The organism is Aeromicrobium sp. MLTX1, assembly GCF_046452335.1.
In the GTDB taxonomy this organism is placed as follows: Bacteria; Actinomycetota; Actinomycetes; order Propionibacteriales; family Nocardioidaceae; genus Aeromicrobium.
Genome location: NZ_JBKFDN010000003.1, coordinates 1 through 23,927, shown reverse-complemented (window position 1 = coordinate 23,927; position 23,927 = coordinate 1). Strand labels below are relative to the sequence as shown.

Sequence of the window (23,927 nt, the reverse complement as noted above, 5' to 3'; positions counted from 1 at the left end):
TTGCAGTGCTGTGCAAGAATGTTCGTCATGTCCAAGGTCCTCACCACTCTTCCCGTCGGCGAGCGCGTCGGCATCGCCTTCTCCGGCGGACTCGACACGTCCGTCGCCGTCGCCTGGATGCGCGACAAGGGCGCCGTGCCCTGCACGTACACCGCCGACCTCGGCCAGTACGACGAGCCGGACATCTCCGGCGTCCCCGGACGCGCGATGGAGTACGGCGCCGAGCTGGCCCGGGCCATCGACTGCAAGCGCCCGCTCGTCGACGAGGGCCTCGCCGCCCTCGCGTGCGGCGCCTTCCACATCAAGTCGGCGGGCCGCACCTACTTCAACACCACCCCGCTGGGCCGCGCCGTCACGGGCACGCTGCTCGTGCGCGCGATGCACGAGGACGGCGTCAACATCTGGGGCGACGGCTCGACCTTCAAGGGCAACGACATCGAGCGGTTCTACCGCTACGGGCTGCTGGCCAACCCCGAGCTGCGCGTCTACAAGCCGTGGCTCGACGCCGACTTCGTCCACGAGCTGGGCGGCCGCACCGAGATGAGCCAGTGGCTCGTCGAGCACGGCCTGCCGTACCGGGACAGCCAGGAGAAGGCGTACTCGACCGACGCCAACATCTGGGGCGCCACGCACGAGGCCAAGACGCTGGAGCACCTCGACGTCTCTCTCGAGACCGTCGACCCGATCATGGGCGTGAAGTTCTGGGACCCGTCGGTGGACATCGACGCCGAGGACGTCACGATCTCGTTCGAGGAGGGTCGCCCCGTCGCGATCAACGGCACCCGGTTCGACGACCCGGTCGCACTCGTCCACGAGGCCAACCTGATCGGTGGCCGGCACGGACTGGGCATGTCCGACCAGATCGAGAACCGCATCATCGAGGCCAAGAGCCGGGGCATCTACGAGGCGCCGGGCATGGCGCTGCTCTGGATCGCGTACGAGCGGCTCGTGAACGCCGTGCACAACGAGGACACCATCGCGAACTACCACGCGCACGGCCGTCGACTCGGCCGGCTGATGTACGAGGGCCGGTGGCTCGACCCGCAGGCGATGATGCTGCGCGAGTCGATCCAGCGCTGGATCGCGTCGCTCGTGCACGGCTCGGTCACGCTGCGGCTGCGGCGGGGCGAGGACTACTCGATCCTCGACACCCAGGGCTCGCACTTCTCCTACCACCCCGAGAAGCTCTCGATGGAGCGCACGGACAACGCCGTCTTCGGTCCCACCGACCGGATCGGCCAGCTCACGATGCGCAACCTCGACATCGCCGACTCGCGCTCGAAGCTCGAGATGTACGCCTCGCAGCCGCTCGACCAGGGCCAGGTCCTGGTCGAGAACGGCACGCTGTTCGGCGAGCTGCCCGCCGGTGGCGCCATGCGCATCGAGGCGAACCCGACGGTGGAGGGTGACGAGGAGGTCGCGCTCGACGCGGCCGCCATGGAGTTCGGGACGGACTGATCGCCATGATCAAGGTCGCCGTCACCGGTGCCACCGGGTACGCCGGCGGAGAGGTCCTGCGGCTGCTGCTGTCGCACCCCGAGGTCGAGGTGGGCGCGCTGACCGCCGCGTCCACCGCGGGCTCGCGGTTCGGCCAGCACCAGCCCCACCTGCTCCCGCTGGCCGACCGGATCGTCGCCGAGACCACTCCCGAGAACCTCGAGGGCCACGACGTGGTGTTCCTGGCGCTGCCGCACGGCGCGTCGGGCGCCGTCGCCGCGCAGCTGCCCGACGACGTCCTCGTGATCGACTGCGGGGCCGACCACCGGCTCGAGAGCTCGCAGGACTGGGACGCCTACTACGGCGGCGAGCACGCGGGCACCTGGCCGTACGGGATGCCCGAGCTCATCACCGGCTCCTCGCGTCAGCGCGAGGCCCTGGCCGGCGCGCGTCGCGTGGCCGTGCCCGGCTGCAACGTCACCGCCGTGACGCTGGGCCTGCAGCCCGCGGTCGCCGCGGGACTCGTCGAGACCACCGACCTCGTCGCCGTGCTGGCGAACGGGTACTCGGGTGCCGGCAAGTCGCTCAAGACGCACCTGCTGGCGTCCGAGAGCCTGGGCGCCGCGCTGCCGTACGCGGTCGGCGGCACCCACCGGCACATCCCGGAGATCGCGCAGAACCTCACGAAGGCCGGCGCGCCCGAGGTGACGATCTCGTTCACGCCCACCCTCGTGCCGATGGCGCGAGGCATCCTGGCCACCGCCACCGCGCGGCTCACCGAGGGCGTCGACGAGGCACAGGTACGCGCCGCCTACGAGGACGCGTACGGCGACGAGCCGTTCCTGCACCTGCTGCCCGAGGGCCAGTGGCCCACCACGGCCGCCACGCTGGGCGCCAACACGGCCCAGCTCCAGGTGGCCGTCGACGAGCGCGCGGGTCGCCTCGTCACGGTCACGGCCATCGACAACCTCGTCAAGGGCACGGCCGGCGCGGCCATCCAGTCGATGAACCTCGCGCTGGGCCTGCCCGAGACCACCGGACTCACCACGATCGGAGTGGCGCCATGAGGGGTCTCGATACGCGTCTCGCTGCGCTCGCCTGCTACTCGACCACCGGCGATCGAGTAGCGCGGCGAGGAACGAGCCGGCGTATCGAGATCACCGTCCACACGAAGGGAGACGCCGCATGAGCGTGACTGCTTCACAGGGATTCAGGGCCGCGGGCGTCACCGCCGGCCTGAAGGACTCGGGCAAGCCCGACATCGCGCTCGTCGTCAACGACGGTCCGTCGTCGGCCGCGGCCGCCGTCTTCACCTCGAACCGCTGCAAGGCGCACCCGGTGATCTGGAGCGAGCAGGCGATCAAGGGCGGCAGCGCCCGCTCGATCCTGCTCAACTCCGGCGGCGCCAACTGCTACACCGGTCCCGAGGGCTTCGCCGCCACGCACCGCACCGCCGAGCGCGTGGCCGAGCACCTCGGCATCGGCGCGATCGACGTCCAGGTCTGCTCCACGGGCCTCATCGGGCGCCTGCTCGACGAGCCCAAGGTGCTGGCTGGGGTCGACGCGGCCGTCGCCGCGCTCTCGCCCGAGGGCGGCCCCGACGCGGCCACCGCGATCATGACGACCGACACCGTCATGAAGCAGTCCGTCGCCCACGGCGACGGCTGGGTGATCGGCGGCATGGCGAAGGGCGCGGGCATGCTCGCCCCGGCGCTGGCCACGATGCTCGTCGTCATCACCACCGACGCCGACCTCGACGCGGCCACGCTCGACACCGCCCTGCGTTCGGCCACGGCCCAGACGTTCGACCGGCTCGACTCCGACGGCTGCCAGTCGACCAACGACACCGTGCTGCTGATGGCGTCCGGTGCCTCGGGCGTCGCCCCGGAGGTCGCGGCCTTCACGGAGGCGCTCACCACCGTGTGCCGCGACCTCGCTCTCCAGCTGCTGGCCGACGCCGAGGGCGCCGACCACGAGATCGCGATCACCACGGTCAACGCCGCGAGCGAGCAGGACGCGCTCGAGGTCGGGCGGTCGGTCGCGCGCAGCAACCTGTTCAAGACGGCGATCTACGGCAAGGACCCCAACTGGGGCCGCATCCTGGCCTCGGCCGGCACCACGACGGCGGAGTTCGACCCGCTCGACCTCGACGTCGCGGTCAACGACGTGTGGGTGTGCCGCAACTCCGGCGTGGGGGAGTCGATCGATCTGGTCGACCTCGAGCCGCGCTCGGTCACGGTCACGATCGACCTGAAGGCCGGCGACCACAGCGCCACGATCTGGACCAACGACCTGACGCACGCCTACGTCCACGAGAACTCCGCCTACTCGACCTGAGGAAGCATCGATGAGTGACAACGAACTGAAGCAGTGGGCGCCCGAGGACTGGGCGGCCGCCACCACGAAGGCGGCCACGCTGGCGCACGCCCTGCCGTGGCTGAAGGCCTACCACGGCAAGATCGTCGTGGTGAAGTACGGCGGCAACGCCATGACCGACGAGCGCCTCAAGCGCGCGTTCGCGGAGGACATCGTCTTCCTGCGCCTGGCCGGCTTCAAGCCGGTGGTCGTGCACGGCGGCGGGCCGCAGATCAGCGCGATGCTCGACCGCATGCAGATCGAGTCGGAGTTCCGCGGCGGTCTGCGGGTCACGACGCCCGAGTCCGTCGAGGTCGTCCGCATGGTGCTCAAGGGCCAGGTCGGCCCCGAGCTGGTCGGGCTGCTCAACCAGCACGGCGACCTCGCCGTGGGCCTGTCCGGTGAGGACGGCGGCCTGTTCCGCGCCCGGCGCACGCAGCCGATCGTCGACGGCGAGCCGGTCGACGTCGGCCTCGTGGGCGAGGTCGTCGGGGTGCGCCCCGAGGCCGTCATCGACCTCATCGACGCCGGCCGCATCCCCGTGGTCTCCACCGTCGCGCCCGACGTCGACGGCCAGGTGCTCAACGTCAACGCCGACACGGCCGCCTCGGCGCTGGCCGTCGCGCTCGGTGCCGAGAAGCTGCTCGTGCTCACCGACGTCGAGGGCCTCTACGCCGACTGGCCGAACAGCAGCGACGTCATCGGCGAGATCAGCCCCGAGTCACTCGAGGCGATCCTGCCCGAGCTGGCCAGCGGGATGATCCCCAAGATGACCGCGTGCCTCAACGCCGTCCGCGGCGGCGTCAAGCGCGCCACCGTGGTCGACGGTCGCGAGGAGCACGCCGTGCTGCTGGAGATCTTCACCGACGAGGGCGTCGGCACCCAGGTGCTCGCCGGCGCACAGACCAAGATCCGCACCGCCATGTACAAGACGAGCGCGAAGGAGAAGTCGTGAGTCTTCCCGAAGGAGTCGTGATCCACGGCCGCGAGCCCCGGCTCGGCGGCGCCGAGTGGACCGAGCGCTACCGCGGTGCGGTGATGAACACGTTCGGCGACCCGCAGCGCGTGCTGGTGCGCGGCGAGGGATCCCACGTGTGGGACGCCGACGGCAACCGCTACCTCGACCTGCTCGGCGGCATCGCCGTCAACGCGCTGGGTCACGGGCACCCGGCGATCCTCGAGGCCGTCACGCAGCAGCTGCAGACGCTCGGGCACATCAGCAACTTCTTCGCCTCCGCCCCGCAGATCGAGCTCGCCGAGAAGCTGCTCGAGCTGCTGGGATCGGACGGCCGCGTCTTCTTCGCGAACTCGGGCACCGAGGCCAACGAGGCCGCGTTCAAGGCCACGCGCCGCACGGGGCGCACGACGATCGTCGCCGCCGAGGGCTCGTTCCACGGCCGCTCGATGGGTGCCCTCGCGCTCACCTCGAAGGCCGCGTATCGCGAGCCGTTTGAGCCGCTGCCCGGCGACGTCCGCTGGGTGCCGTACGGCGACGCCGAGGCGCTGTCCGCGGCCGTCGACGAGACCGTGGCCGCCGTGATCCTCGAGCCCATCCAGGGCGAGGCCGGCGTCGTCGTCCCGCCCGAGGACTACCTTGCGGCCGCCCGCCGGATCACCACCGACCACGGGGCGCTGCTGTGGCTCGACGAGGTCCAGACCGGCATCGGTCGCACCGGCGACTGGTTCGGGCACACGCCGTCGGGCGTCACGGCCGACCTGGTGACGTTCGCCAAGGGTCTCGGCGGCGGCATCCCGATCGGCGCCTGCGTCGCGCTCGGCGAGGCCGCCACGTTGCTGGGCCCGGGCAACCACGGCACCACGTTCGGCGGCAACCCCGTCGCGACCGCCGCCGGCCTGGCCGTGATCTCCACGATCGAGTCGCAGGGCCTGCTCGCGGCCACGCAGGCGCGGGGCGACCAGCTCGCCGATGGCCTCACGCGCCACGCGCGGGTCGAGGGCGTCACGGGTCGCGGTCTGCTGCGCGGCGTCGTGCTGAGCGAGCCGCGCGCTGCCGACGTCCAGAAGGCCGCGCTCGACGCCGGCCTCATCCTCAACGCGCCCACGCCCGACCGGCTGCGCCTCGCGCCCCCGCTCGTGCTGACCGAGGACGAGGCCGCGCACGCCGTCTCCACCCTCGGCGCGATCCTCGACGAGGTGCTGGCATGAGCGAGCGCCAGCGAGCGAGCATCGGCACGGGCATGGTGCCGCCGACGTACCCTGCACTTTCCACGGAGGTGGGACCATGACGCGGCACTTCCTGCGGGACGACGACCTGGCTCCGGGGGAGCAGGCCGAGGTGCTGGCGCTCGCCGCCGAGCTCAAGGCCGAGCCGTACTCGCGCCGCCCGCTGGCGGGACCGCAGTCGGTGGTCGTGCTGTTCGACAAGTCGTCCACCCGCACGCGGGTGTCGTTCGCGGTGGGCATCGCCGACCTCGGCGGCAACCCCGTCGTCATGGACACCGGGGTGACGCAGGTGGGTCGCGGCGAGCCGATCGCCGACACGGCGCGCGTCTTCGGCCGGATGGCCAGCGCGGTCGTCTGGCGCACCTATGCCCAGGACGGCCTCGAGCAGATGGCCGAGCACGCCGGGGTCCCGGTGGTGAACGCGCTCTCGGACGACTTCCACCCCTGCCAGATCCTCGCGGACTGGCTCACGGTGATCGAGCACAAGGGCGCGCTGGCCGGGCTGACCGTCGCGTACGTGGGCGACGGAGCCAACAACATGGGTCACTCGTACCTCCTCGGTGGCGCCACGGCGGGCATGCACGTCCGCATCGGCGCACCCGAGGGCTTCCAGCCCGATCCCGCGATCGTCGCCGACGCCGAGCGGATCGCCGCCGGCACGGGCGGCTCCGTCGCCGTCACCGCCGACCCGGCCGCCGCCGTGGCCGGGGCGGACGTGGTCATCACCGACACGTGGGTCTCGATGGGCCAGGAGGACGAGAAGGCCGAGCGCGTCGCGCTGTTCGGCGACTACTCGGTCACCGCCGACCTCATGGCCAAGGCCGACCCCGACGCGATCGTGCTGCACTGCCTCCCCGCGTACCGCGGGCTCGAGATCGCCGCCGACGTGATCGACGGACCGCAGTCCGTGGTGTGGGACGAGGCCGAGAACCGCGTCCACGCCCAGAAGGCGATCCTGACCTGGCTGCTGGAACGGTCATGATCCCCGGCACCAAGGCGTCCCGCCAGGCGCTCATCGTCGACCTGCTCGGGACGTGCGACGTGCGGTCGCAGGGCGAGCTCGTCGACCTGCTCCGCGAGCGCGGGGTCACGGCGACCGCGTCCACGGTGTCGCGCGACCTCGACGAGCTCGACGCCGTCCGCGTCCGCCAGGGCGACGGCAGCCTCGTCTACGCGGTCCCGGCCGAAGGCGGCGACCGCAGCGCGCGGGCCGCCTCCGACTCGTCCGCCGCGCAGGTCCGGCTCCAGCGCCTGCTGCGCGAGCTGCTCGTCTCGGCGCAGTCGTCCGCGAACCTCGTGGTGCTGCGCACGCCGCCCGGTGCGGCCCAGTTCCTGGCCTCCGCGATCGACCACGTGCAGATGAGCGAGACGCTCGGCACGATCGCCGGCGACGACACGGTCATGCTGATCGCGCGCGACCCGGCCGGCGGCGAGGCCCTCGCCGCCCACCTCACCTCCCTCGCCCGTAAGGTGCCCACCGATGACTGACTCCTCCGACCTCACGCCCGCCGTGCCCGGCTCCACCGACGTCGAGGCCGCCGACTCGCGGCTCTGGGGCGGGCGCTTCGCGTCCGGCCCGTCGCCCGAGCTGACCGAGCTCTCGCGATCGACGCACTTCGACTGGCGGCTCGCGCCCTACGACCTGGCCGGTTCGCGCGCCCACGCCCGCGTGCTGCACGCCGCTGGCCTGCTGACCGACGACGACCTCGCGGCCATGATGGACGGCATCGCGTCGCTCGACGGTGACGTGCGCTCGGGCGCCTTCCGCCCCGAGCCGGGCGACGAGGACGTCCACTCCGCCCTCGAGCGGGGTCTGATGGAGCGTCTCGGCGCCGACCTCGGCGGCCGCCTGCGCGCCGGACGCTCACGCAACGACCAGGTCGCCACGCTCTTCCGCGCCTACCTGCGCGACCACGCGCGCCAGGTCGCCTCGCTCGTGCGCGAGCTCGTCGAGGCCATCGCGGGACAGGCCGAGCGCCACCTCGGTGCGCCGATGCCCGGTCGCACGCACCTCCAGCACGCCCAGCCCGTGCTGCTCTCGCACCACCTGCTGGCCCACGCGTGGCCGCTCGTGCGCGACCTCGACCGGCTGCGCGAGTGGGACGCCCGTGTCGGCTCCGAGTCGCCCTACGGCTCGGGGGCGCTCGCGGGCTCGTCGCTGGGCCTCGACCCCGAGGCGGTCGCGGCCGACCTCGGCTTCACCGGCTCGGCCGCGAACTCGATCGACGGCACGGCGGCGCGCGACTTCGTCGCCGAGTTCGCCTTCGTCGCGGCGCAGATCGGCGTCGACGTCTCCCGGCTCGCCGAGGAGATCATCCTGTGGAACACGAAGGAGTTCGACTTCGTCACGCTGCACGACGGGTACTCCACCGGGTCGAGCATCATGCCGCAGAAGAAGAACCCCGACATCGCCGAGCTCGCGCGCGGCAAGGCCGGCCGCCTGATCGGCAACGTGTCCGGCCTGCTGGCCACGCTCAAGGCGCTGCCGCTGGCCTACAACCGCGACCTGCAGGAGGACAAGGAGCCGGTCTTCGACTCGATCGACACCCTCGAGGTCCTGCTGCCGGCGTTCACCGGCATGGTCGCCACGCTCGAGTTCAACACCACCCGGATGGCCGAGCTCGCGCCGCAGGGCTTCGCGCTGGCCACCGACGTGGCCGAGTGGCTCGTCCGCGAGGGCGTGCCGTTCCGTGTCGCGCACGAGCTCTCGGGCGCGTGCGTCCGGGCGTGCGAGGAGCGCGGCATCGAGCTGTGGGACCTCAGCGACGACGACTTCGCGCAGATCTCGCCGCACCTGGCCGGCGCGTCCGAGCCCGGGGGAGTGCGCGAGGTGCTGACGCTCGCCGGCTCGATCGCCTCGCGCGACGGCCGCGGCGGCACTGCCCAGGCCCGCGTCACCGAGCAGCTCGCGGAGCTCCGCTCGCGGCTCTGACGGTCACCAGCGGTTGCGGGCCTCCTCAGCCCAGCCGACGAGACCGTCGAGCCGGTGCTCGACGCCCTTGCCGCCGCGGGCCCAGCCCGACCAGCGGCCGAAGGCCTGGTGGGTGCGCGACGCGATGACGCCCAGCTGCGTCTTCGCGACGCGGCGGTGGAAGGGCGTCAGGGTGGCCTCGACGTCGGGTCCGGTGACGGTCCACGGCGCGGCAGGGTCGTCGAGGTCGTACGACCACTGGAGGTCGTCGATCCAGTGGTGCAGGCGGCCATCGACGAACAGGCCGTTCTCCGTCTGGCCGGTTCCGTCGGTCCACTTTCCGCCGAGCTGCAGGCCGATGCGCCGGCCGCCCACGTCGCCGCTGCCGGCGCCCCAGTTCCAGGTCATCCGGTAGGGCCAGACGCCGCGGCCGCGGTCGAGGACGCCCCACCCGGCCACGACGGCCTCGCGCTCGCCGTCGACCTCGATCGTGCCGCTCAGCGGTCGCGCGGGGTCCTTCAGCGTGTACTGGAACCGGCGCGGGCTCCACGGCACGACCACCCCGAGCGCGTCGTCGCCGCCCTCGGCCTCGAGCGCGACGGTGACGCGCTCGTGCTGCACGCTGATGCGCGTGCCGCGGCCGTGGTCGGCGAAGGTCAGCGGCCCGCTCGACACGGTCATCGGCGGCAGGTCGTCGGACAGGCCCGGGCGCAGCGGCCCGAGCCTCGTCGTGTCGAGGCTGACCTCGTGCCGACGCAGCCGGTCGTAGGCGTAGACCTGCGTGAGATTCGCGTAGTCGAGGTCGGCGATCGTCAGGCCCAGCACGAACCGGCGGGTGACGATGCCCCAGTACTCCCAGCGCTTCGCCCGGCCGGTCCACGGCAGGGCGGTGCGGTGCAGCGGGCGTCGCGTCCAGCCGACGGCCTCGGGGTTGAGGCGGCGGCCGACGGCGAGGTCGACGGGCTCGGCGATCTCGGACATGCCCCGAAGCCTAGGGGCACCGCGCGGGGCCGAGGGCGGGGCTCCGGTCAGTCGAGGAGGTAGCGCCGCTCGGGGCGTCCGGCGGTGCCGTAGCGGAGCCTGACGGTGGCGCGGCCGGTGCCGACGAAGTGCTCGAGGTAGCGCCGCGCGCTGACCCGGGAGAGGCCCACGAGCTCGGCCGCCTCGGCCGCCGACACCTCGCCCGCACCCTCCAGCGCCGCGAGCACCGACGCTGCCGTCTCGGCGCTCAGCCCCTTCGCCAGCGGGGCCGCGCCGGCCGGTCCGCCGCCGAACGCGCGGTCGATCGCGGACTGGTCGGGCTCGGACTCGGTGTGCAGGGACCGGATCGACTTCGCGACGGCGCGCAGACGATCGGCCAGCTCGGGGTACTCGAACGGCTTCACGAGGTACTGCTGCGCGCCGCCCAGCAGCGCCGCGCGCACGACGTCGGCGTCGCGCTCGGCCGTGACCATGATGACCCCCACCTCGTGCCCCGAGGCGCGCAGCGCCCGCAGCACCTCGATGCCGTCCATGTCGGGCAGGTGGACGTCGAGCAGGACGAGGTCGGGCTCGAGCTCGGCCACCGCCCTCAGTGCTTCCGCCCCCGTGCCGGCGGTCCCGGCGACCGCGAATCCGTCCGTGCGCTCCACGAACCGCTGGTGGATCCGCGCCACCATGAAGTCGTCGTCGACGACGAGCACGCGGATCATGCGACACCGTCCGCGAGCGGGAGACCCACCCGGAACGTGGCGCCCGGCCCGCCGGGGTCGAGGGTGGCGGAGCCGCCGCGTCGCGTGGCGATGAGGCGCACGAGCGGGAGCCCGATGCCGCGGCCGCCGAGGACCTCGGGCTTCGTCGAGAAGCCGCGCGAGAAGATCGACCCGGCGATCTCGTCCGGCACGCCGGGTCCGTCGTCGCTCACCACGACCTCGATCGTGCCATCGACCTCAGCCAGCCGGACGGTCACCTCGTGCCCGGCGCCCCCGCGACAGGCGTCCACGGCGTTGTCGACCAGGTTGCCCAGCACCGTGGTGAGGTCGGCGGCCAGGTCCGCCTCCAGTGCGGGCACGTGGGAGGACGCGTCGATCCTCAGCGTCAGGCCGGCCTCGGCCGCCTGGCTGACCTTGGCGGCGAGCAGCGCCGCCACGGCCGGGTCGCGCACGGCATCGCGCAGGCTCGCGTCCAGCACGGCGCGCTCGCGCGTCAGCGTGCCCAGCAGGCTCGCCAGCTCGTCGTACTCGCCCAGCTCGACGAGCCCCGAGATCGTGTGGAGGCGGTTCGCGAACTCGTGCGTCTGGGCGCGCAGCGCGTCGGTGATCGAGAGGTTCGAGCTGAGCTGCTGCTCGACCTCGACGACGTCGGTGCGGTCGCGCATCGTCGTGACGCCGCCGATGCCCAGGCCCTTGCTGGAGGCCGCTCGGCGGTTGACCACCAGCACGCGGTCTCCGGTCAGCACGACCGCGTCGCGGGTCTCGGCGTCGCCCGCGATCACCTCGGTCAGCTCGACGTCGAGCCCCAGCGCGTCGATCGGCTGCCCGACGGGGTCGCCCGTGACGCCGAGCAGCCGTCGGGCCGCGTCGTTCATCACGGTCACGACGCCGGAGTTGTCCACCGCGACGACGCCCTCGCGGATGCTGTGGAGGAGGGCGTAGCGGTGGTCGGCCAGCGTCGCGATCTCGTCGCCGGCGAGACCCCGGGTGCGACGCTTCAGCAGCCGCGAGACGGCCCAGGTCCCCAGTCCGCCCAGCAGCGCCCCGAGTCCGAGGTAGGGCGCGAGGTCGGTGGAGGAGTCCACGATCCGGTCCCACCACGAGGGATAGGCCTGCTCGGCGACCGCGATGCCGACGAGCGTGCCGTCGTCCGCGATCACGGGCGCGTGCGCGGTGACGTAGGTCCGGCCGTCGTGCTCGACGTCGCCGCTCCAACCGCGCCCCTCGCGCACGCGGCTCTCGCCGAGGTCGAGCGTGGTGCCCACCTCCGACGGCTCGGCCGCGGCGATCACGGTGCCGTCGGGGTCGGTCACCAGCACGTCGGTGGCGCCCGAGAGCGCGACGGCCCGCTCGACGAACGGCGCGAGCGTCCGGGTCGCGGAGGGCTCGTCGATCGCGGTGCGGACGACCTCGCCCCCCGCGAGGTACTCCGCGACCGACCGCATGGCGCTGCCGCGCTCGTCGGTAAAGGCCGCCGTGCTCTGCCGGAACGAGATCACCGCCACCACGAGCAGCACGGCGGCGACGACCGCCAGCTGCAGCAGCAGCACCTGTCCGGCGAGCGTCAGCCGGCGCCCGCCGGGCGTCACGTTCCGCATGACCACAATGACCAGAACCTCCTTTGGTTCCGCAATCGTGACCCACGCCACGAGGGCCCGCATGATCGGGGTGGAGCACGACGAGGAGGACCGATGATCAGGTGGGGAACGAACGGCCGCCGTGGCCGCGCGCTGGGCGTGGGCCTCGTGGCGACGCTGGTGCTGGCGATGCTCGCCGGCTGCGGGGTCACGCGAGCCGACGACGAGGACGCGTCCAACCGGCGCCTGCGCATGATGATCCCGAACAGCCCGGGTGGCGGCTACGACCTCACGGGTCGCGCCGGCGTGCGGGCGATGGAGGAGAACGAGCTCACCGGACGCTTCGAGGTCACCAACGTCATCGGCGCCGGCGGCACCGTCGCGATGCAGCGCCTCATGAACGAGCGCGGCGCCGACGACCTGCTGATGACCATGGGGCTCGGCGTCGTCGGGTCTGTCTTCACGAACGGCTCCGACGCCACCGTCGACAAGGCCACGCCGATCGCGCAGCTGGTGTCCGAGCCCGAGGGCATCCTCGTGCCGAAGGACTCGCCGTTCCGCACGGTCAAGGACTTCGCCGACGCCTGGAAGAAGGACCCCGGCAGCGTCACGATCGGCGGCGGCTCGTCCCCGGGCGGACCCGACCACCTCTTCCCGATGCAGCTCGCGGACGAGCTCGGCATCGACGCGAAGGACGTCAACTACATCACGTACGACGGCGGCGGACCGCTCACGACGGCGCTCCTCGGCTCCAAGATCGAGGTCGGCATGTCCGGCCTCGGCGAGTTCGAGGGCCAGATCGAGGACGGCTCCCTGCGCGTGCTCGCCGTCTCCGGCGAGGAGCCGCTCGATACCGTCGACGCGCCCACCCTCAAGGAGGAGGGCATCGACTTCAGCTTCATCAACTGGCGCGGCGTGCTCGCGCCGCCGGGCATCTCCGAGGAGACCCGCGCCGAGTACATCGAGCTGCTGACCGCCATGCACGAGACGCCCGAGTGGCAGGAGGCCCTCGAGCGCAACGGCTGGATCGACGACTTCGCCACGGGCGACGAGTTCGGCACCTTCCTGGAGGAGCAGAACGACCGCGTCGCCTCGACCCTCGAGGAGCTGGGACTCGCATGACCACCACCACGCACCCACCGGCACGCTCGGTGGACCGGGCCCAGTACGGGCTCGCGGCCTTCGTCACCGTCGTCGGCATCGTCGTCCTCGTCGACGCCTCCGGGCTCGACGCCGGCTTCGCGGACCAGCCCGTCCAGCCCTACGCGTTCTCGTACGCGATCGGCAGCGTGCTCGTCGTCCTGGGCGTCCTGATGGCCGTCGCCACGTGGCGCGGTGACGTCGCCCAGCCCGAGGAGGGCGAGGACGTCGATCTGTCCGGCGGCCTCGACTGGACCACGCTGCTGCAGCTGGTCGCGGTGATCGTCGTCGTCGTGGCGCTGATCAACTGGCTCGGCTGGGCGATCATGGGCGCCTTCCTCTTCGCCGCCTCGGCGCGCATCCTCGGCAGCCGCCGGCTGCTGCTCGACGTCGGCGTGGGCATCGCCCTGGCCCTGCTGACCTGGTACGGCTTCTACGTCGGCCTGGGCATCCCGATCCCCGCGGGCGTGCTGGACGGAGTGCTCTGATGGACCTGCTGCTGGAGGGCTTCGCGAACGCCCTGACCCCCGAGAACCTGCTGTACGCCGTGATCGGCGTGCTGCTGGGCACGGCCGTCGGCGTGCTGCCGGGCATCGGCCCGGCCATGACGGTGGCGCTGCTTCTGCCGATCACCTACAACGTCGACCCCGCCGGCGCGCTCATCATGTTCGCCGGCATCTACTACGGCGGCATGTACGGCGGCTCGACGACGTCGATCCTGCTGAACACCCCCGGCGAGTCCTCATCGGTCGTCACCGCGCTCGAGGGCAACAAGATGGCCAAGCGGGGACGAGCGGCGCAGGCCCTCGCCACCGCGGCGATCGGCTCGTTCGTCGCCGGCACGATCGGCTCGATCCTGCTCGTCGTCCTGATGCCGAGCATCGCCGACGTCGTGGTCAAGCTCGGTGCCCCCTCGTACTTCGCGATCATGCTGTTCGCCCTCTTCACGGTCACGGCCGTGCTGGGCTCGTCGAAGCTGCGCGGGTTCACCTCGCTGTTCCTCGGCCTGACGATCGCGCTGGTCGGCTCGCAGACGGGCCAGGCACGGCTCACGTTCGGCCGGCCCGAGCTCGCCGACGGCATCGACGTCGTGGTGGTCGCGGTCGCGATCTTCGCGATCGGCGAGGCGCTGTGGGTCGCGGCCCACCTGCGTCGCCGCCCGCTCGAGATCATCCCGGTCGGGCAGCCCTGGATGAGCCGCGCCGACTGGGGCCGCTCGTGGAAGCCGTGGCTGCGCGGCACGGCGTACGGCTTCCCGTTCGGCGCGCTGCCCGCCGGCGGTGCCGAGGTCCCGACGTTCCTGTCGTACATCACCGAGCGTCGCCTGACGAAGCACCCCGAGGAGTTCGGCCACGGCGCCATCGAGGGCGTCGCCGGACCGGAGGCTGCGAACAACGCCTCCGCCGCGGGCACCCTCGTGCCGCTGCTGGCGATCGGCCTGCCCACCACCGCCACCGCCGCGGTCATGCTGCTGGCGATCCAGAGCTATGGCATCCAGCCCGGCCCGCAGCTGATGGACGCCGAGCCCGAGCTCGTGTGGGCCCTGCTGGCCAGCCTCTTCATCGCGAACATCCTGCTGCTCGTGCTGAACCTGCCGATGGCGCCGATCTGGGCGAAGCTGCTGCAGATCCCGCGGCCGTACCTCTACGCCGGCATCCTGTTCTTCGCCGCCCTCGGGGCGTACAGCGTGAACTTCCAGGCCTTCGACCTCGGCATCCTGCTGGTGCTGGGCCTGCTCGGCTTCGCGATGCGACGCTTCGGGCTCCCGGTGCTGCCGCTCATCATCGGCGTGATCCTCGGGCCGCGTCTGGAGGAGCAGCTGACCACCGCCCTGGCCATCTCGCAGGGCGACCTGAGCACCCTGTGGAGCGAGCCGGTGGCCGTCCTGGTCTACGTCCTGATGGCCGCGATCGCCGTGATCATGGGCGTCGTGGCGTGGCGGCGGCGCGGGCACGACACCGACGAGATCGACCGCATGCTCGACCGCGCGGCGGTCACCGACCGCGACGACATCTGAGAGGACGACGACATGACGATCGTGGTGGCCTACAGCCCCGACCAGTACGGACGAGCCGCACTCGCCCACGGCGCCGCCGAGGCGACGCTGCGCAGCGAGGGACTGCTCGTGATCAACGACACCCGCGGCGACTCGCTCGTGGACACGCGGTTCGCGCACGAGGACGAGATCACGCAGGTGCGCGTCCGTCTCGCGACGCTCGGGCTGCAAGCCGAGGTGCGCCAGGAGGTCGTGCGCGACGTCGCCGAGAGCGTCGTCCGGGCGGCGACCGAGTCGAACGCCAGTCTCGTCGTGGTCGGCGTCCGGCACCGCAGTCCGGTGGGCAAGGCGCTGATGGGAAGCGTCGCCCAGCGGGTGATCCTCGACGCTCCGTGCCCCGTGCTCGCGGTCAAGCCGGACGAGGAGTCCGACGCGGTCTGACCGTCACCTCAGGCAGCGCGGGCGTGCGGCGCTCACGGTGACGACGCGTGAGGTCGAGCCGTGGCGCAGGACGACCCGGGCGCGCACGGCGCCCCGGAACGCGGGGCGCTTCAGGGCGGCGACCGAGCGCGTCACCGCGAACGGTGCGCGGGTGTCGCGTCCGACGGTGCCGCGTCCCAGCCGGAAGGTCACCCCGCGCACCAGGCCATGTCCGCCCGAGAGTCTCAGCGTGGCGCGGCGCTTCGAGCGCGGCCCGGCGCAGGTGGCGCGCACCCGCAGGCTGCGCGCGGCGGTGGCGAGACGCTGCGCGGACGTCGGCGCGGCCTCGACGGGGGCCGGAGGGGAAGGCGAGGGCGTCGGCGTGGTCGGGGCCGGCAGCGGCGCGTCGGGCAGCTCGGCCGGTCGCTCCACCGGCGGTGTCGTCACGGTCAGCAGCGGCTCCACGGTCTGCACGACGTGTCCCGCCATCGCGCTCATGCCCAACGCCGAGGGGTGCAGCGGGAAGCCGTCGTCGTGCGACTCCAGGCCGCGGATCCACTGCTCGGCCGGGTCGGCGCAGGCCGAGTGCTCGGCCCATCCGGCGAGGTCGCGCATCTCCACGAAGGCCACGCCTTCGGTGGCAGCCACCCGGGCCAGGGTGTCGCTGAGCCGATTCACCACGGACTGCAGGCGGTGCAGGTCGGAGTCGGTGGCGACCCCGAAGGACGCGCAGGCCGCTGCGGGGAACGGGGTCCCGTAGCCGACCGCCACGATCGTGGCCTCCGGCGACCGGCGTCGCACCTCGGCGACGAGGTCGCGGTAGATCGGCTCGAGTGCGTCGATCGCGTCCGCGTAGGGCTCGAGCGACACGTCGCCGCAGCCCTCCAGGATGCAGGTCGCCGCGAGGGCCGCGACGTCGACGTCGTTGCCGCCGATGGTCCCGAGCGTCACGAGCGTCGTCGTGGGCTCGAGTGAGTCCAGCTGCGGGGGCTGGACGGTCTCGTTCGTGTGCTGCGGCGACCAGAGGTGCTGGGTGGTCGCGGCGCTGCAGCTGGCGTCGATGAGCGTCTCGGCCCCGAGCGCGCTCGCGATCAGCCGGGCGAGACTGCGGTCGCTGCGTCCGCAGGCGGCGTTCACCTGATCGGCGATGCCGGGTCCGGCGACGTAGGAGTCGCCGAGCGCCACGTAGTGCAGCGCACGGTCGGCAGGGGAGTCGGACGCCACTGCGGGGGCGGGCGCGGCCAGGCCGGCGGCCACGGCGAGAGCGGAGGCGCGCGCGAGCATACGATGACGCAGGGTGGTCACGACGGCTCCTCCCCGAGTTGCGCCACTGTTGCTCAAGTTATCAAGGGGACGACTCAAGCGAGAGAGGGATCCGGCCGCCATGACCGACGTCACGCTCCGTGCCCGCGACCTGCTGGGCCGCCTGCTGCACGGGCACGGCGTGGTCGCGCGGATCACCGAGGTCGAGGCCTACGGCGGCATCGAGGACCCCGCCTCGCACGCGTTCGTCCGCACCCCGCGCTCGGAGATCATGTACGGCCCGCCGTGGCGGCTCTACGTGTACCGGATCCACGGCCACCACGCGGCCAATGTCGTCACGGGACCCACCGAGAAGGCGGCCGCCGTGCTCATTCGCGCCGCCGAGGTCGTCGAGGGGATCGAGCTGGCCCGAGAGCGCCGCGGTCCCGTGGCCGACGTCGCGCTCGCGCGCGGCCCCGGCAACCTCACGAAGGCGCTCGGGATCACCAGCGCCGACCTCGGCACCGACCTGCTCGATCCCGAGCCGGTGTCGCTGGGGGAGCGGGTCGAGGTTCCCGAGATCGTCGCCGGCCCCCGCGTGGGCGTCCGGCTCAACGCCGACGCGCCGTGGCGCTTCTGGGTCGCGGGAGACCCGACGGTGTCGGCCTATCGCCGGCACCCCCGGGCCTGACCCGCGGCTCAGCTCAGCGCAGGCACTTCGGCGTGCTGGTGGCCAGGTCGGCCGTGCGGACGACGCTGCCGTGCCGCAGGGTCACCTGGGCGCGGACCGGGCCACGGTACGCGTGGCCGCGCAGCGACGCCGCCGACCGCGTGATCGCGAACGGCGCGCGGGAGTCGGTGCCGACCACGCGGCTCCCCACGCCGAACGTGGTGGACGTGGCGAGGCCCTGACCGCCGGTCACCCGCAGGGTCACCCGCGCCTTGCGCGCCGGACCCTGGCAGACGGCGTGCAGCCGCAGGGTGCCGGCCGCGCGTCCGATGCGGCGCAGCGAGTCGTGACGACCCGCCACGAGCGGCTCGATCGTCTCGAGGGCCTGGTCGGCCATCTGGGCCATGCCGGCGGTCGACGGGTGCAGCGGAGCGCCGTCGCCGTAGGCCTCGAGGCCGCGGATCCACTGGTCGGCCGGAGGGGCGCAGGCCGAGTGCTCCTGCCAGCCCTCGATGTCGCGCATGTCGACGAACGCGACGCGCTGCTCCTTCGCCACGCGGCCGATCGTGTCGCTGAGTCGGTCGATCATCGACTGGAGGTACGCGAGGTCGGCGTTGGTCGCGCGGAAGAGCGCGGGGCACGTCTCGGTCGGCACGTAGGTGCCGTAGCCGACGGCGACGATCTGGGCCTTCGGCGAGCGCTTGCGGACGTCGGCGATGACGCGCCGATAGGTGTCGGCGAGGCCGTCGATCGCGTCGTGGTACGGCTGCGTGGGGAGGGTGCTGCAGCCCTGGATCAGGCACGTCTGGGCCAGTCCGACCAGCCCCACGTCGTTGCCGCCCATCGTGCCGATCGTCACGAGCGTGGTGTCGCGGGTGAGCGCGTCGAGCTGCGGCGGCACGTCGCCTGCGGGCGTCGTCTGCGGGTTCCAGTAGTGCGCCGTCGTGGCCGAGCTGCAGCTCACGTCGGTGAAGCTCTTCGCGCCGATCTCGGCGGCGACGAGGCTGGGGAAGTTGTGGTCGCTGCGGGCGCAGCCGCCCGGCACCTGCTCGGGAATGCCCGGGCCGGCGACGAATGAGTCGCCCATCGCGACGTACTTCTCGCCGGAGGTCGGGTGGTGCCACGGATGGGACCGCTCGCCGGCCGAGGCGGGCAGTGCGGTGGCCAGGCCGGCCAGGAGGGCGAGGGACGCGGCGACGGCCGACGCACGACGGAAGGACTTCACGGGGGACTCCTCGAGGACTAAATGTGACCTGGGTCACGCGACGTCCGCGACGCTACCACCGACTTCCGTCAGATCCAGCGGCGCAACGGCTTCACGAGGTCGAGCGCCCAGGAGACGCCCACCGAGATCACGACGGTGGCCACGTAGATGACCGGGAGTCCCACGATCGGGCGCTCCTCGACGAGGGGACCGAGGTCGGTCGTCATCCGCAGCGTGTGCAGCACGAGGGCGTGCACGAGGTAGATGCGAAAGCTCAGCTCGGAGAGCCGGCGCACGGTCGGCCAGGCGGGTCCGGGGCCCCAGCTGCGCGTGGCGAAGAGGGCGAACATGCCGATCGAGTACATGAGCACCGGCGGCTTGAGGTTGTCGTAGGCGGCGAACACGTCGGGTTCGCCGTGGCTGGCCGCCTGCCACACGGCGACGAACGTCCACACGAAGCCGGCCACCGCGAGGGCGAGCCACGCGAGGTACGGCACCCGCAGACGGTCGCGGTAGTGGCTGATCACGAAGCCCAGGACGAACAGGCCGACGTAGCCCGTGGGCAGGGCCGCGAACGGCGAGGGGTACAGCGCGGGGAAGCGGTCGCCCAGGAACCAGGCGCCCCATCGCGGCAGCAGATCGGCGATGAGCCACAGCACGAGGAACCACGTCAGCAGCTGACGGCGTTGAGGCTCGGGACGGTCCGTCAGGGCCCGCAGCAGCGGCACCGTGAGGTAGATCCCGAGCAGGACGTAGACGAACCACAGGTGGTAGGCGGCCGGGCCGCCCAGGAGCGCCCGCACGAGGCCCGTGAAGCCCAGCTCGCCGGGGTCGGTGAGGCTGCCGTTGACGCCGCGCACCCCGTCCTCGCGCAGTAGCGCGTTCGCGATGCCGTAGATCACGATCCACGTCAGCGTGGGCAGCGCGACGCGCAGGAACTGCGGCCGCAGCACGAAGCGCCGGACGGGGTCGAGCAGCAGCGCGCCCGACGTCATGAAGAAGCAGTTGACCGCGAAGCGGCCGAGCGAGTCGGCGAGGTTGCCGACGTTGAAGGCCGAGACCAGCTCGGGCGCCGAGTCGCGCCACACCACCACGACGATGGCCCCGGTGTGCAGCAGGATGACCGCGAAGGTCGCCAGCACCCGCAGGTGGTCCAGCTCGTACCGGCGCGCGACTCTCGTGGCCGTGGTGCTCATGGCGGCACCTTAGAGGCCGGGCTCCGCCTGCTCCTCGGGCGCCCCGTCGGTCGCCTGCGGGATCTCGCAGACGCCGTCGACGCAGACGGGCGCCTCGTCGTCACCCACGATCTCGAAGGGTCCGGTCATGCCGACGCCTCCGCGACGGCGCGGTCGAGCACCTGGCGGAACGTCTCGGGGGCCTGCGCGCCCGACACGCCGAGGCGGCCGTCGAAGACGAAGAACGGAACGCCCGAGATGCCGTAGGCCCGCGCCTGGGCGATGTCCGCCTCGACGTCGTCGGCATGGCGGCCGGACTCGAGCGCCTCACGCAGCGACTCGGCGTCCAGCCCCACTTCGGCGCCCAGGGTGACGAGCTCGTCGATGCGGCCCACGTGGCGGCCCTGCTCGAAGTACGCCGACAGGAGGCGCTCCTTCAGCTCGACCTGCTTGCCGTGCTCCTTGGCGAAGTGCAGCGCCTGGTGCGCGAGCAGCGTCTTGGTGTGGCGCAGGGCCTCGAAGTCGTACGACAGGCCCTCGTCGGCGGCCAGCGCGGTCATCTGCGTGAGCATCTGCTCGACCTGGCGGGCGTCCATGCCCTTGTGGTGCGCGAGGAAGTCGACCTCGCTGCCCTCGAAGTCGACCGGCGTGTCCGGGGCCAGCTCGAAGCTGTGGAACTCGACCTCGACCTCGCCGTCCCAGTCCTGCAGGGCGGACTCGAAGCGGCGCTTGCCGATGAAGCACCAAGGGCAGGCGATGTCGGACCAGATGTCGACCTTGACGGGGCGTGCAGCGTTGTCGTTCACGTCGGTCCCAACGCCGCGGAGCCGTCGCGGCATTCCCGACGCAGGTGCGCGATACGCTCGGACCATGACCATCGCCGTCGCCTACCGACCCGACGACTACGGGCGCGCCGCGGTCCGCTGGGCCGCAGCCAAGGCCGAGGCCAACGACGAGAAGCTCGTCATCATCACGGTCAGCGAGATCGACCCCGAGTTCGACGAGCCCGAGGAGATCGACCTCTCGGAGTTCACCGAGCGGTTCGACCTCGAGGGCATCGACTACGAGGTCCGCCGCGCGGCGTCCCTCTCGGTCTCCGACGTCGTGATCGACGAGGCCGTCGACGCCGGCGCCGAGCGCCTCGTCATCGGCATCCGCAAGCGCACGCCCGTCGGCAAGATGCTCATGGGCCGCGTCACCCAGATGATCCTGCTCGACGCCCCGATGCCTGTCATCGCCGTCAAGCCCTGAGGCGACCCCGCCACGACACGGCGGCCACCCCGAGGCTGAACAGCCCGTCGACCGCGAAGTAGATCACCAGGATCCAGCGCACCGGCGCCCACAGGCCCCAGCCCGCGGCGACGGTGAGGAACACGACCGCCAGCGCGAGCTCCGTCAGTCCGTAGATCAAGCAGGCACCGGGGTGTTCGATCAGGAACCGGCGAAGGCCGCCGAGCGGCCCCTTCGTGATCTCCTCCCGCGAGAGCTCGGTGCGCAGGTCGCCCGCGGCGCCTCGCAGCCCGCGCGCCAGCATCTCGCGCTTCGAGAGGGGCCCGACGACCGTCACGGATGCCGGCGCTGCGCCACCCTCGAGCCAGTCCGCCGCAACGAGCGGGACGCCGATGGCGTCGGCGACGTCGGCGACGAACGCCGTCTCACCCGTCCCGGCAGCCTTCAGCCGCGCCACGAGGGCGTCGTCGAGTCGCCGGCGGCGCGAGGGGAACCACACGGTCACCTCGCCCCGGAGCAGATCCCGCGTGGCCGGATCGCTCAGCCCCGCCGTCAGCTCGGCCGGGACGCCGGAGTCGACGTGGCACACCACGGTTCGGCCGTGGTGCCGAACCCCGACGACGGCGCCTCGGGCGTCGCCCTCCCGACTGAAGGACACGGCGGGGAGCTGCGAGCGCAGCGCCACGTCCACGACGATTCCGGGATCCGTGCTGAGGGTGTCGTGGATCAGCGTGAACCCGTCGACCTCGGCGACCTCCACGATGCCGTCGCCGCGGTTCGCGATCGACTGGGCCTCCCCGTCGAGGTCGGGATCGGTGCGCAGCACGTGGACGAGCGTGAGGGGCAGGGAGTGGGTCTCGGCATCCAGGATCGTGTCCATGAGCTCGTCCAGCTCCTCCGGGAGGTCGCCACCGGTGTAGTGCCGACCGTCGCGGTCCACCACGCCGTCATCGACCAGGGCCACGGTGTCGAACCGGTGCACGAGTGAGCGGACCAGTCCCTGCCAGGGCAAGCTCGGCGGCAGGTCGTCGCTGCGCAGGACGAGCTCGTCCGCGTCGAGCGCCAGGCGAACCGTGTGCACCTCCGGCTGGCCTAGACGGGCCCCGTCGATCACGCCGCCGGCGATCCGCACGGAGTCCAGGTAGTCCAGGAGGTCGCGCGCGTCGATGGTCGAGCCGTCCGCGCGGAAGGCCACGATGCCGACCTCGTGCGTCTCGGCAGGGGTGTTCACGCCCGAAGCCTAGTGAGGCCCCGGCGTTCCGCGCCGATAGCCTTGAGCGCGTGACTACACACGTGATCGACGACCTGCAGGCGCGCGGCCTCATCGCGCACTCGACCGACCTCGACGCCCTCCGGGCCGAGATCGACGCGGGCCCGATCACCTACTACGTGGGCTTCGATCCCACCGCGCCGAGCCTGCACGTTGGCAACCTGCTCCAGCTCCTCACCGCCCGACGCCTCCAGCTCGCCGGCAACCGCCCGCTGATCCTCGTCGGCGGCTCCACCGGCCTCATCGGCGACCCGAAGGAGTCGGGGGAGCGGATCATGAACTCCAAGGAGACCGTCGCCGACTGGGTCGAGCGGATCCGTGGCCAGGTGTCGCGCTTCGTCGAGTTCGGGGGCGACCACGGCGCCACGGTCGTCAACAACCTCGACTGGACCCAGCCGATGTCGGTGCTCGACTTCCTGCGCGACATCGGCAAGCACTTCCCGGTGAACCGGATGCTCGCCCGCGACGTCGTGGCGAGCCGGCTCGAGTCGGGGATCAGCTACACCGAGTTCAGCTACGTGCTGCTGCAGTCGATGGACTACCTCGAGCTGTTCCGCCGCCACGGTGCGGTGCTCCAGACCGGTGGCAGCGACCAGTGGGGCAACCTCACCGGCGGCGTCGAGCTGATCCGCCGTGCGGAGGGCGCCAAGGTGCACGCCCTGTCGACGCCGCTCATCACCAAGGCCGACGGCACGAAGTTCGGCAAGACGGAGAGCGGCACGATCTGGCTCGATCCCGAGCTGATGAGCCCGTACGCCTTCTACCAGTCCTGGATCCAGGCCGAGGACTCCAAGGTGGGGGAGTACCTCAAGCAGTTCACGTTCCTGCCCGTCGAGGAGATCGACGCGCTCATGGCGGAGCACGCGGAGCGCCCCGGCGCCCGCGCCGCGCAGCGCCGGCTCGCGGCCGAGCTCACGACACTCGTGCACGGCGAGGACGAGACCCGCGCCGCCGAGCTCGCCTCGGGCGCTCTCTTCGGACGGGGCGAGCTGGGAGACCTGCCCGAGTCCACGCTCGCGGCCGCCCTGCGTGAGGCGGGAGCCGTCGAGGTGCCGTCGGGCACCCCGCTGGTGGACGCGCTGATCTCGTCGGGCCTGGCCGACTCCAAGTCCGCGGCTCGTCGCGCCATCGGTGACGGCGGCGCCTACGTGAACAACCAGCGGGTCGACGATCCCGAGCTGGAGCTCGGTGCCGAGCACCTGCTCCACGGCTCGTGGGTCGTGCTGCGCAAGGGCAAGCGGTCGGTTTCGGGGGTCCAGGTCGTGTGACCGCCCGAAAAGACTGGGATTGCAGGTGTGACCCGGCACACCCACCCCCCGGTTTGCACCCACGGGAAACGTGTGTGTAATGTTCTTCTTGTTGCTCCGCACGGCGGGGCAGCGGAGCGCAGACCGAAGCGGTTAACGCCAGGAGCCCTGATGGGGA

General features: G+C 72.1%; 23 protein-coding genes. 15 read left to right on the top strand and 8 right to left on the bottom strand.

Going from position 1 to position 23,927, the window contains the following annotated elements; genetic code table 11:
* Window positions 1-27 precede the first annotated feature (27 nt).
* The 8 genes from argG to argH all read left to right on the top strand — a co-directional run bounded on the left by argG (window position 28) and on the right by argH (window position 8,908).
* Window positions 28-1,458 carry an argininosuccinate synthase gene (gene argG / locus ACK99Q_RS15530; RefSeq protein WP_410187028.1) on the top strand — a complete coding sequence of 477 codons (1,431 nt, stop codon included), beginning with the start codon at window positions 28-30 and terminating at the stop codon, window positions 1,456-1,458.
* A 5-nt stretch (window positions 1,459-1,463) separates the two neighbouring features.
* The gene (gene argC / locus ACK99Q_RS15525) at window positions 1,464-2,504 is read left to right on the top strand and encodes an N-acetyl-gamma-glutamyl-phosphate reductase (protein ID WP_410187027.1); all 1,041 of its coding nucleotides are present in this window, start codon (window positions 1,464-1,466) and stop codon (window positions 2,502-2,504) included.
* A 118-nt stretch (window positions 2,505-2,622) separates the two neighbouring features.
* Entirely contained in the window at window positions 2,623-3,774 is a 1,152-nt protein-coding gene (gene argJ / locus ACK99Q_RS15520) for a bifunctional glutamate N-acetyltransferase/amino-acid acetyltransferase ArgJ (RefSeq protein ID WP_410187026.1), read from the top strand.
* Between the two features lie 10 nt (window positions 3,775-3,784).
* Window positions 3,785-4,747 carry an acetylglutamate kinase gene (gene argB, locus ACK99Q_RS15515; RefSeq protein WP_410187025.1) on the top strand — a complete coding sequence of 321 codons (963 nt, stop codon included), beginning with the start codon at window positions 3,785-3,787 and terminating at the stop codon, window positions 4,745-4,747.
* Window positions 4,744-5,958: an acetylornithine transaminase gene (locus ACK99Q_RS15510; protein WP_410187024.1), complete on the top strand. Its 1,215-nt coding sequence runs from the start codon at window positions 4,744-4,746 to the stop codon at window positions 5,956-5,958. Before argB ends, ACK99Q_RS15510 begins: the two co-directional genes overlap by 4 nt.
* Before the next feature lie 76 nt (window positions 5,959-6,034).
* Complete coding sequence (argF, locus tag ACK99Q_RS15505) at window positions 6,035-6,958, top strand: ornithine carbamoyltransferase (RefSeq protein WP_410187023.1); 924 nt, start codon at window positions 6,035-6,037, stop codon at window positions 6,956-6,958.
* Complete coding sequence (locus tag ACK99Q_RS15500; protein WP_410187022.1) at window positions 6,955-7,464, top strand: arginine repressor; 510 nt, start codon at window positions 6,955-6,957, stop codon at window positions 7,462-7,464. The genes argF and ACK99Q_RS15500 overlap by 4 nt, the downstream gene beginning before the upstream one ends.
* Window positions 7,457-8,908, top strand: a complete 1,452-nt coding sequence (argH, locus tag ACK99Q_RS15495; protein ID WP_410187021.1) for an argininosuccinate lyase — start codon at window positions 7,457-7,459, stop codon at window positions 8,906-8,908. The genes ACK99Q_RS15500 and argH overlap by 8 nt, the downstream gene beginning before the upstream one ends.
* Before the next feature lie 3 nt (window positions 8,909-8,911).
* Here argH and ACK99Q_RS15490 read toward each other — a convergent pair whose 3' ends face one another.
* From ACK99Q_RS15490 to ACK99Q_RS15480, 3 genes are read right to left on the bottom strand one after another with little or no spacing between them, the layout of a single operon-like run.
* Window positions 8,912-9,868 carry a DUF2804 domain-containing protein gene (locus ACK99Q_RS15490; protein WP_410187020.1) on the bottom strand — a complete coding sequence of 319 codons (957 nt, stop codon included), beginning with the start codon at window positions 9,866-9,868 and terminating at the stop codon, window positions 8,912-8,914.
* A gap of 47 nt (window positions 9,869-9,915) precedes the next feature.
* A complete protein-coding gene (locus ACK99Q_RS15485; RefSeq protein ID WP_410187019.1) occupies window positions 9,916-10,578 on the bottom strand; it encodes a response regulator in 663 nt (220 codons plus the stop codon).
* The gene (locus tag ACK99Q_RS15480) at window positions 10,575-12,176 is read right to left on the bottom strand and encodes an ATP-binding protein (protein WP_410187018.1); all 1,602 of its coding nucleotides are present in this window, start codon (window positions 12,174-12,176) and stop codon (window positions 10,575-10,577) included. Before ACK99Q_RS15480 ends, ACK99Q_RS15485 begins: the two co-directional genes overlap by 4 nt.
* A gap of 93 nt (window positions 12,177-12,269) precedes the next feature.
* Between ACK99Q_RS15480 and ACK99Q_RS15475 the strand changes: the two genes are divergently transcribed.
* From ACK99Q_RS15475 to ACK99Q_RS15460, 4 genes are read left to right on the top strand one after another with little or no spacing between them, the layout of a single operon-like run.
* Entirely contained in the window at window positions 12,270-13,277 is a 1,008-nt protein-coding gene (locus ACK99Q_RS15475) for a Bug family tripartite tricarboxylate transporter substrate binding protein (RefSeq protein WP_410187017.1), read from the top strand.
* A complete protein-coding gene (locus tag ACK99Q_RS15470) occupies window positions 13,274-13,783 on the top strand; it encodes a tripartite tricarboxylate transporter TctB family protein (RefSeq protein WP_410187016.1) in 510 nt (169 codons plus the stop codon). The genes ACK99Q_RS15475 and ACK99Q_RS15470 overlap by 4 nt, the downstream gene beginning before the upstream one ends.
* A complete protein-coding gene (locus tag ACK99Q_RS15465) occupies window positions 13,783-15,312 on the top strand; it encodes a tripartite tricarboxylate transporter permease (RefSeq protein ID WP_410187015.1) in 1,530 nt (509 codons plus the stop codon). The genes ACK99Q_RS15470 and ACK99Q_RS15465 overlap by 1 nt, the downstream gene beginning before the upstream one ends.
* A gap of 12 nt (window positions 15,313-15,324) precedes the next feature.
* Complete coding sequence (locus ACK99Q_RS15460) at window positions 15,325-15,732, top strand: universal stress protein (protein ID WP_410187014.1); 408 nt, start codon at window positions 15,325-15,327, stop codon at window positions 15,730-15,732.
* A 3-nt stretch (window positions 15,733-15,735) separates the two neighbouring features.
* Here the strand turns inward: ACK99Q_RS15460 and ACK99Q_RS15455 are convergent, their stop codons facing one another.
* Window positions 15,736-17,016 carry an SGNH/GDSL hydrolase family protein gene (locus ACK99Q_RS15455; protein ID WP_410187013.1) on the bottom strand — a complete coding sequence of 427 codons (1,281 nt, stop codon included), beginning with the start codon at window positions 17,014-17,016 and terminating at the stop codon, window positions 15,736-15,738.
* A gap of 79 nt (window positions 17,017-17,095) precedes the next feature.
* Here ACK99Q_RS15455 and ACK99Q_RS15450 point away from each other — a divergent pair, with 79 nt between their 5' ends.
* Window positions 17,096-17,644 carry a DNA-3-methyladenine glycosylase gene (locus ACK99Q_RS15450; protein ID WP_410187012.1) on the top strand — a complete coding sequence of 183 codons (549 nt, stop codon included), beginning with the start codon at window positions 17,096-17,098 and terminating at the stop codon, window positions 17,642-17,644.
* A gap of 13 nt (window positions 17,645-17,657) precedes the next feature.
* Here the strand turns inward: ACK99Q_RS15450 and ACK99Q_RS15445 are convergent, their stop codons facing one another.
* The 3 genes from ACK99Q_RS15445 to ACK99Q_RS15435 all read right to left on the bottom strand — a co-directional run bounded on the left by ACK99Q_RS15445 (window position 17,658) and on the right by ACK99Q_RS15435 (window position 20,808).
* The gene (locus tag ACK99Q_RS15445; protein WP_410187011.1) at window positions 17,658-18,848 is read right to left on the bottom strand and encodes an SGNH/GDSL hydrolase family protein; all 1,191 of its coding nucleotides are present in this window, start codon (window positions 18,846-18,848) and stop codon (window positions 17,658-17,660) included.
* A gap of 68 nt (window positions 18,849-18,916) precedes the next feature.
* Window positions 18,917-20,023 carry an acyltransferase gene (locus ACK99Q_RS15440; RefSeq protein WP_410187010.1) on the bottom strand — a complete coding sequence of 369 codons (1,107 nt, stop codon included), beginning with the start codon at window positions 20,021-20,023 and terminating at the stop codon, window positions 18,917-18,919.
* A gap of 125 nt (window positions 20,024-20,148) precedes the next feature.
* The gene (locus ACK99Q_RS15435; RefSeq protein WP_410187009.1) at window positions 20,149-20,808 is read right to left on the bottom strand and encodes a DsbA family protein; all 660 of its coding nucleotides are present in this window, start codon (window positions 20,806-20,808) and stop codon (window positions 20,149-20,151) included.
* Window positions 20,809-20,872: 64 nt separating this feature from the next.
* Between ACK99Q_RS15435 and ACK99Q_RS15430 the strand changes: the two genes are divergently transcribed.
* The gene (locus tag ACK99Q_RS15430) at window positions 20,873-21,253 is read left to right on the top strand and encodes a universal stress protein (RefSeq protein ID WP_179425258.1); all 381 of its coding nucleotides are present in this window, start codon (window positions 20,873-20,875) and stop codon (window positions 21,251-21,253) included.
* On the opposite strand, the gene ACK99Q_RS15425 is transcribed toward ACK99Q_RS15430, so the two are convergent.
* Window positions 21,243-22,463, bottom strand: a complete 1,221-nt coding sequence (locus ACK99Q_RS15425; protein WP_410187008.1) for a hypothetical protein — start codon at window positions 22,461-22,463, stop codon at window positions 21,243-21,245. The two genes, ACK99Q_RS15430 and ACK99Q_RS15425, sit on opposite strands and share 11 nt — an antisense overlap.
* Before the next feature lie 50 nt (window positions 22,464-22,513).
* Between ACK99Q_RS15425 and tyrS the strand changes: the two genes are divergently transcribed.
* A complete protein-coding gene (gene tyrS, locus ACK99Q_RS15420) occupies window positions 22,514-23,770 on the top strand; it encodes a tyrosine--tRNA ligase (RefSeq protein ID WP_410187007.1) in 1,257 nt (418 codons plus the stop codon).
* Window positions 23,771-23,927 lie beyond the last annotated feature (157 nt).

Excerpts from the sequence above, each read along its gene's own strand:
- argF (WP_410187023.1), top strand. The coding sequence starts at position 6,035 with ATGACGCGGCACTTCCTGCGGGACGACGACCTGGCTCCGGGGGAGCAG.
- argG (WP_410187028.1), top strand. The coding sequence starts at position 28 with ATGTCCAAGGTCCTCACCACTCTTCCCGTCGGCGAGCGCGTCGGCATC.
- ACK99Q_RS15490 (WP_410187020.1), bottom strand. The coding sequence starts at position 9,868 with ATGTCCGAGATCGCCGAGCCCGTCGACCTCGCCGTCGGCCGCCGCCTC.
- ACK99Q_RS15500 (WP_410187022.1), top strand. The coding sequence starts at position 6,955 with ATGATCCCCGGCACCAAGGCGTCCCGCCAGGCGCTCATCGTCGACCTG.
- ACK99Q_RS15440 (WP_410187010.1), bottom strand. The coding sequence starts at position 20,023 with ATGAGCACCACGGCCACGAGAGTCGCGCGCCGGTACGAGCTGGACCAC.
- ACK99Q_RS15450 (WP_410187012.1), top strand. The coding sequence starts at position 17,096 with ATGACCGACGTCACGCTCCGTGCCCGCGACCTGCTGGGCCGCCTGCTG.
- argJ (WP_410187026.1), top strand. The coding sequence starts at position 2,623 with ATGAGCGTGACTGCTTCACAGGGATTCAGGGCCGCGGGCGTCACCGCC.
- ACK99Q_RS15480 (WP_410187018.1), bottom strand. The coding sequence starts at position 12,176 with ATGCGGAACGTGACGCCCGGCGGGCGCCGGCTGACGCTCGCCGGACAG.
- ACK99Q_RS15485 (WP_410187019.1), bottom strand. The coding sequence starts at position 10,578 with ATGATCCGCGTGCTCGTCGTCGACGACGACTTCATGGTGGCGCGGATC.
- argH (WP_410187021.1), top strand. The coding sequence starts at position 7,457 with ATGACTGACTCCTCCGACCTCACGCCCGCCGTGCCCGGCTCCACCGAC.
- ACK99Q_RS15470 (WP_410187016.1), top strand. The coding sequence starts at position 13,274 with ATGACCACCACCACGCACCCACCGGCACGCTCGGTGGACCGGGCCCAG.
- argC (WP_410187027.1), top strand. The coding sequence starts at position 1,464 with ATGATCAAGGTCGCCGTCACCGGTGCCACCGGGTACGCCGGCGGAGAG.
- ACK99Q_RS15465 (WP_410187015.1), top strand. The coding sequence starts at position 13,783 with ATGGACCTGCTGCTGGAGGGCTTCGCGAACGCCCTGACCCCCGAGAAC.
- ACK99Q_RS15460 (WP_410187014.1), top strand. The coding sequence starts at position 15,325 with ATGACGATCGTGGTGGCCTACAGCCCCGACCAGTACGGACGAGCCGCA.
- ACK99Q_RS15430 (WP_179425258.1), top strand. The coding sequence starts at position 20,873 with ATGACCATCGCCGTCGCCTACCGACCCGACGACTACGGGCGCGCCGCG.
- ACK99Q_RS15475 (WP_410187017.1), top strand. The coding sequence starts at position 12,270 with ATGATCAGGTGGGGAACGAACGGCCGCCGTGGCCGCGCGCTGGGCGTG.
- argB (WP_410187025.1), top strand. The coding sequence starts at position 3,785 with ATGAGTGACAACGAACTGAAGCAGTGGGCGCCCGAGGACTGGGCGGCC.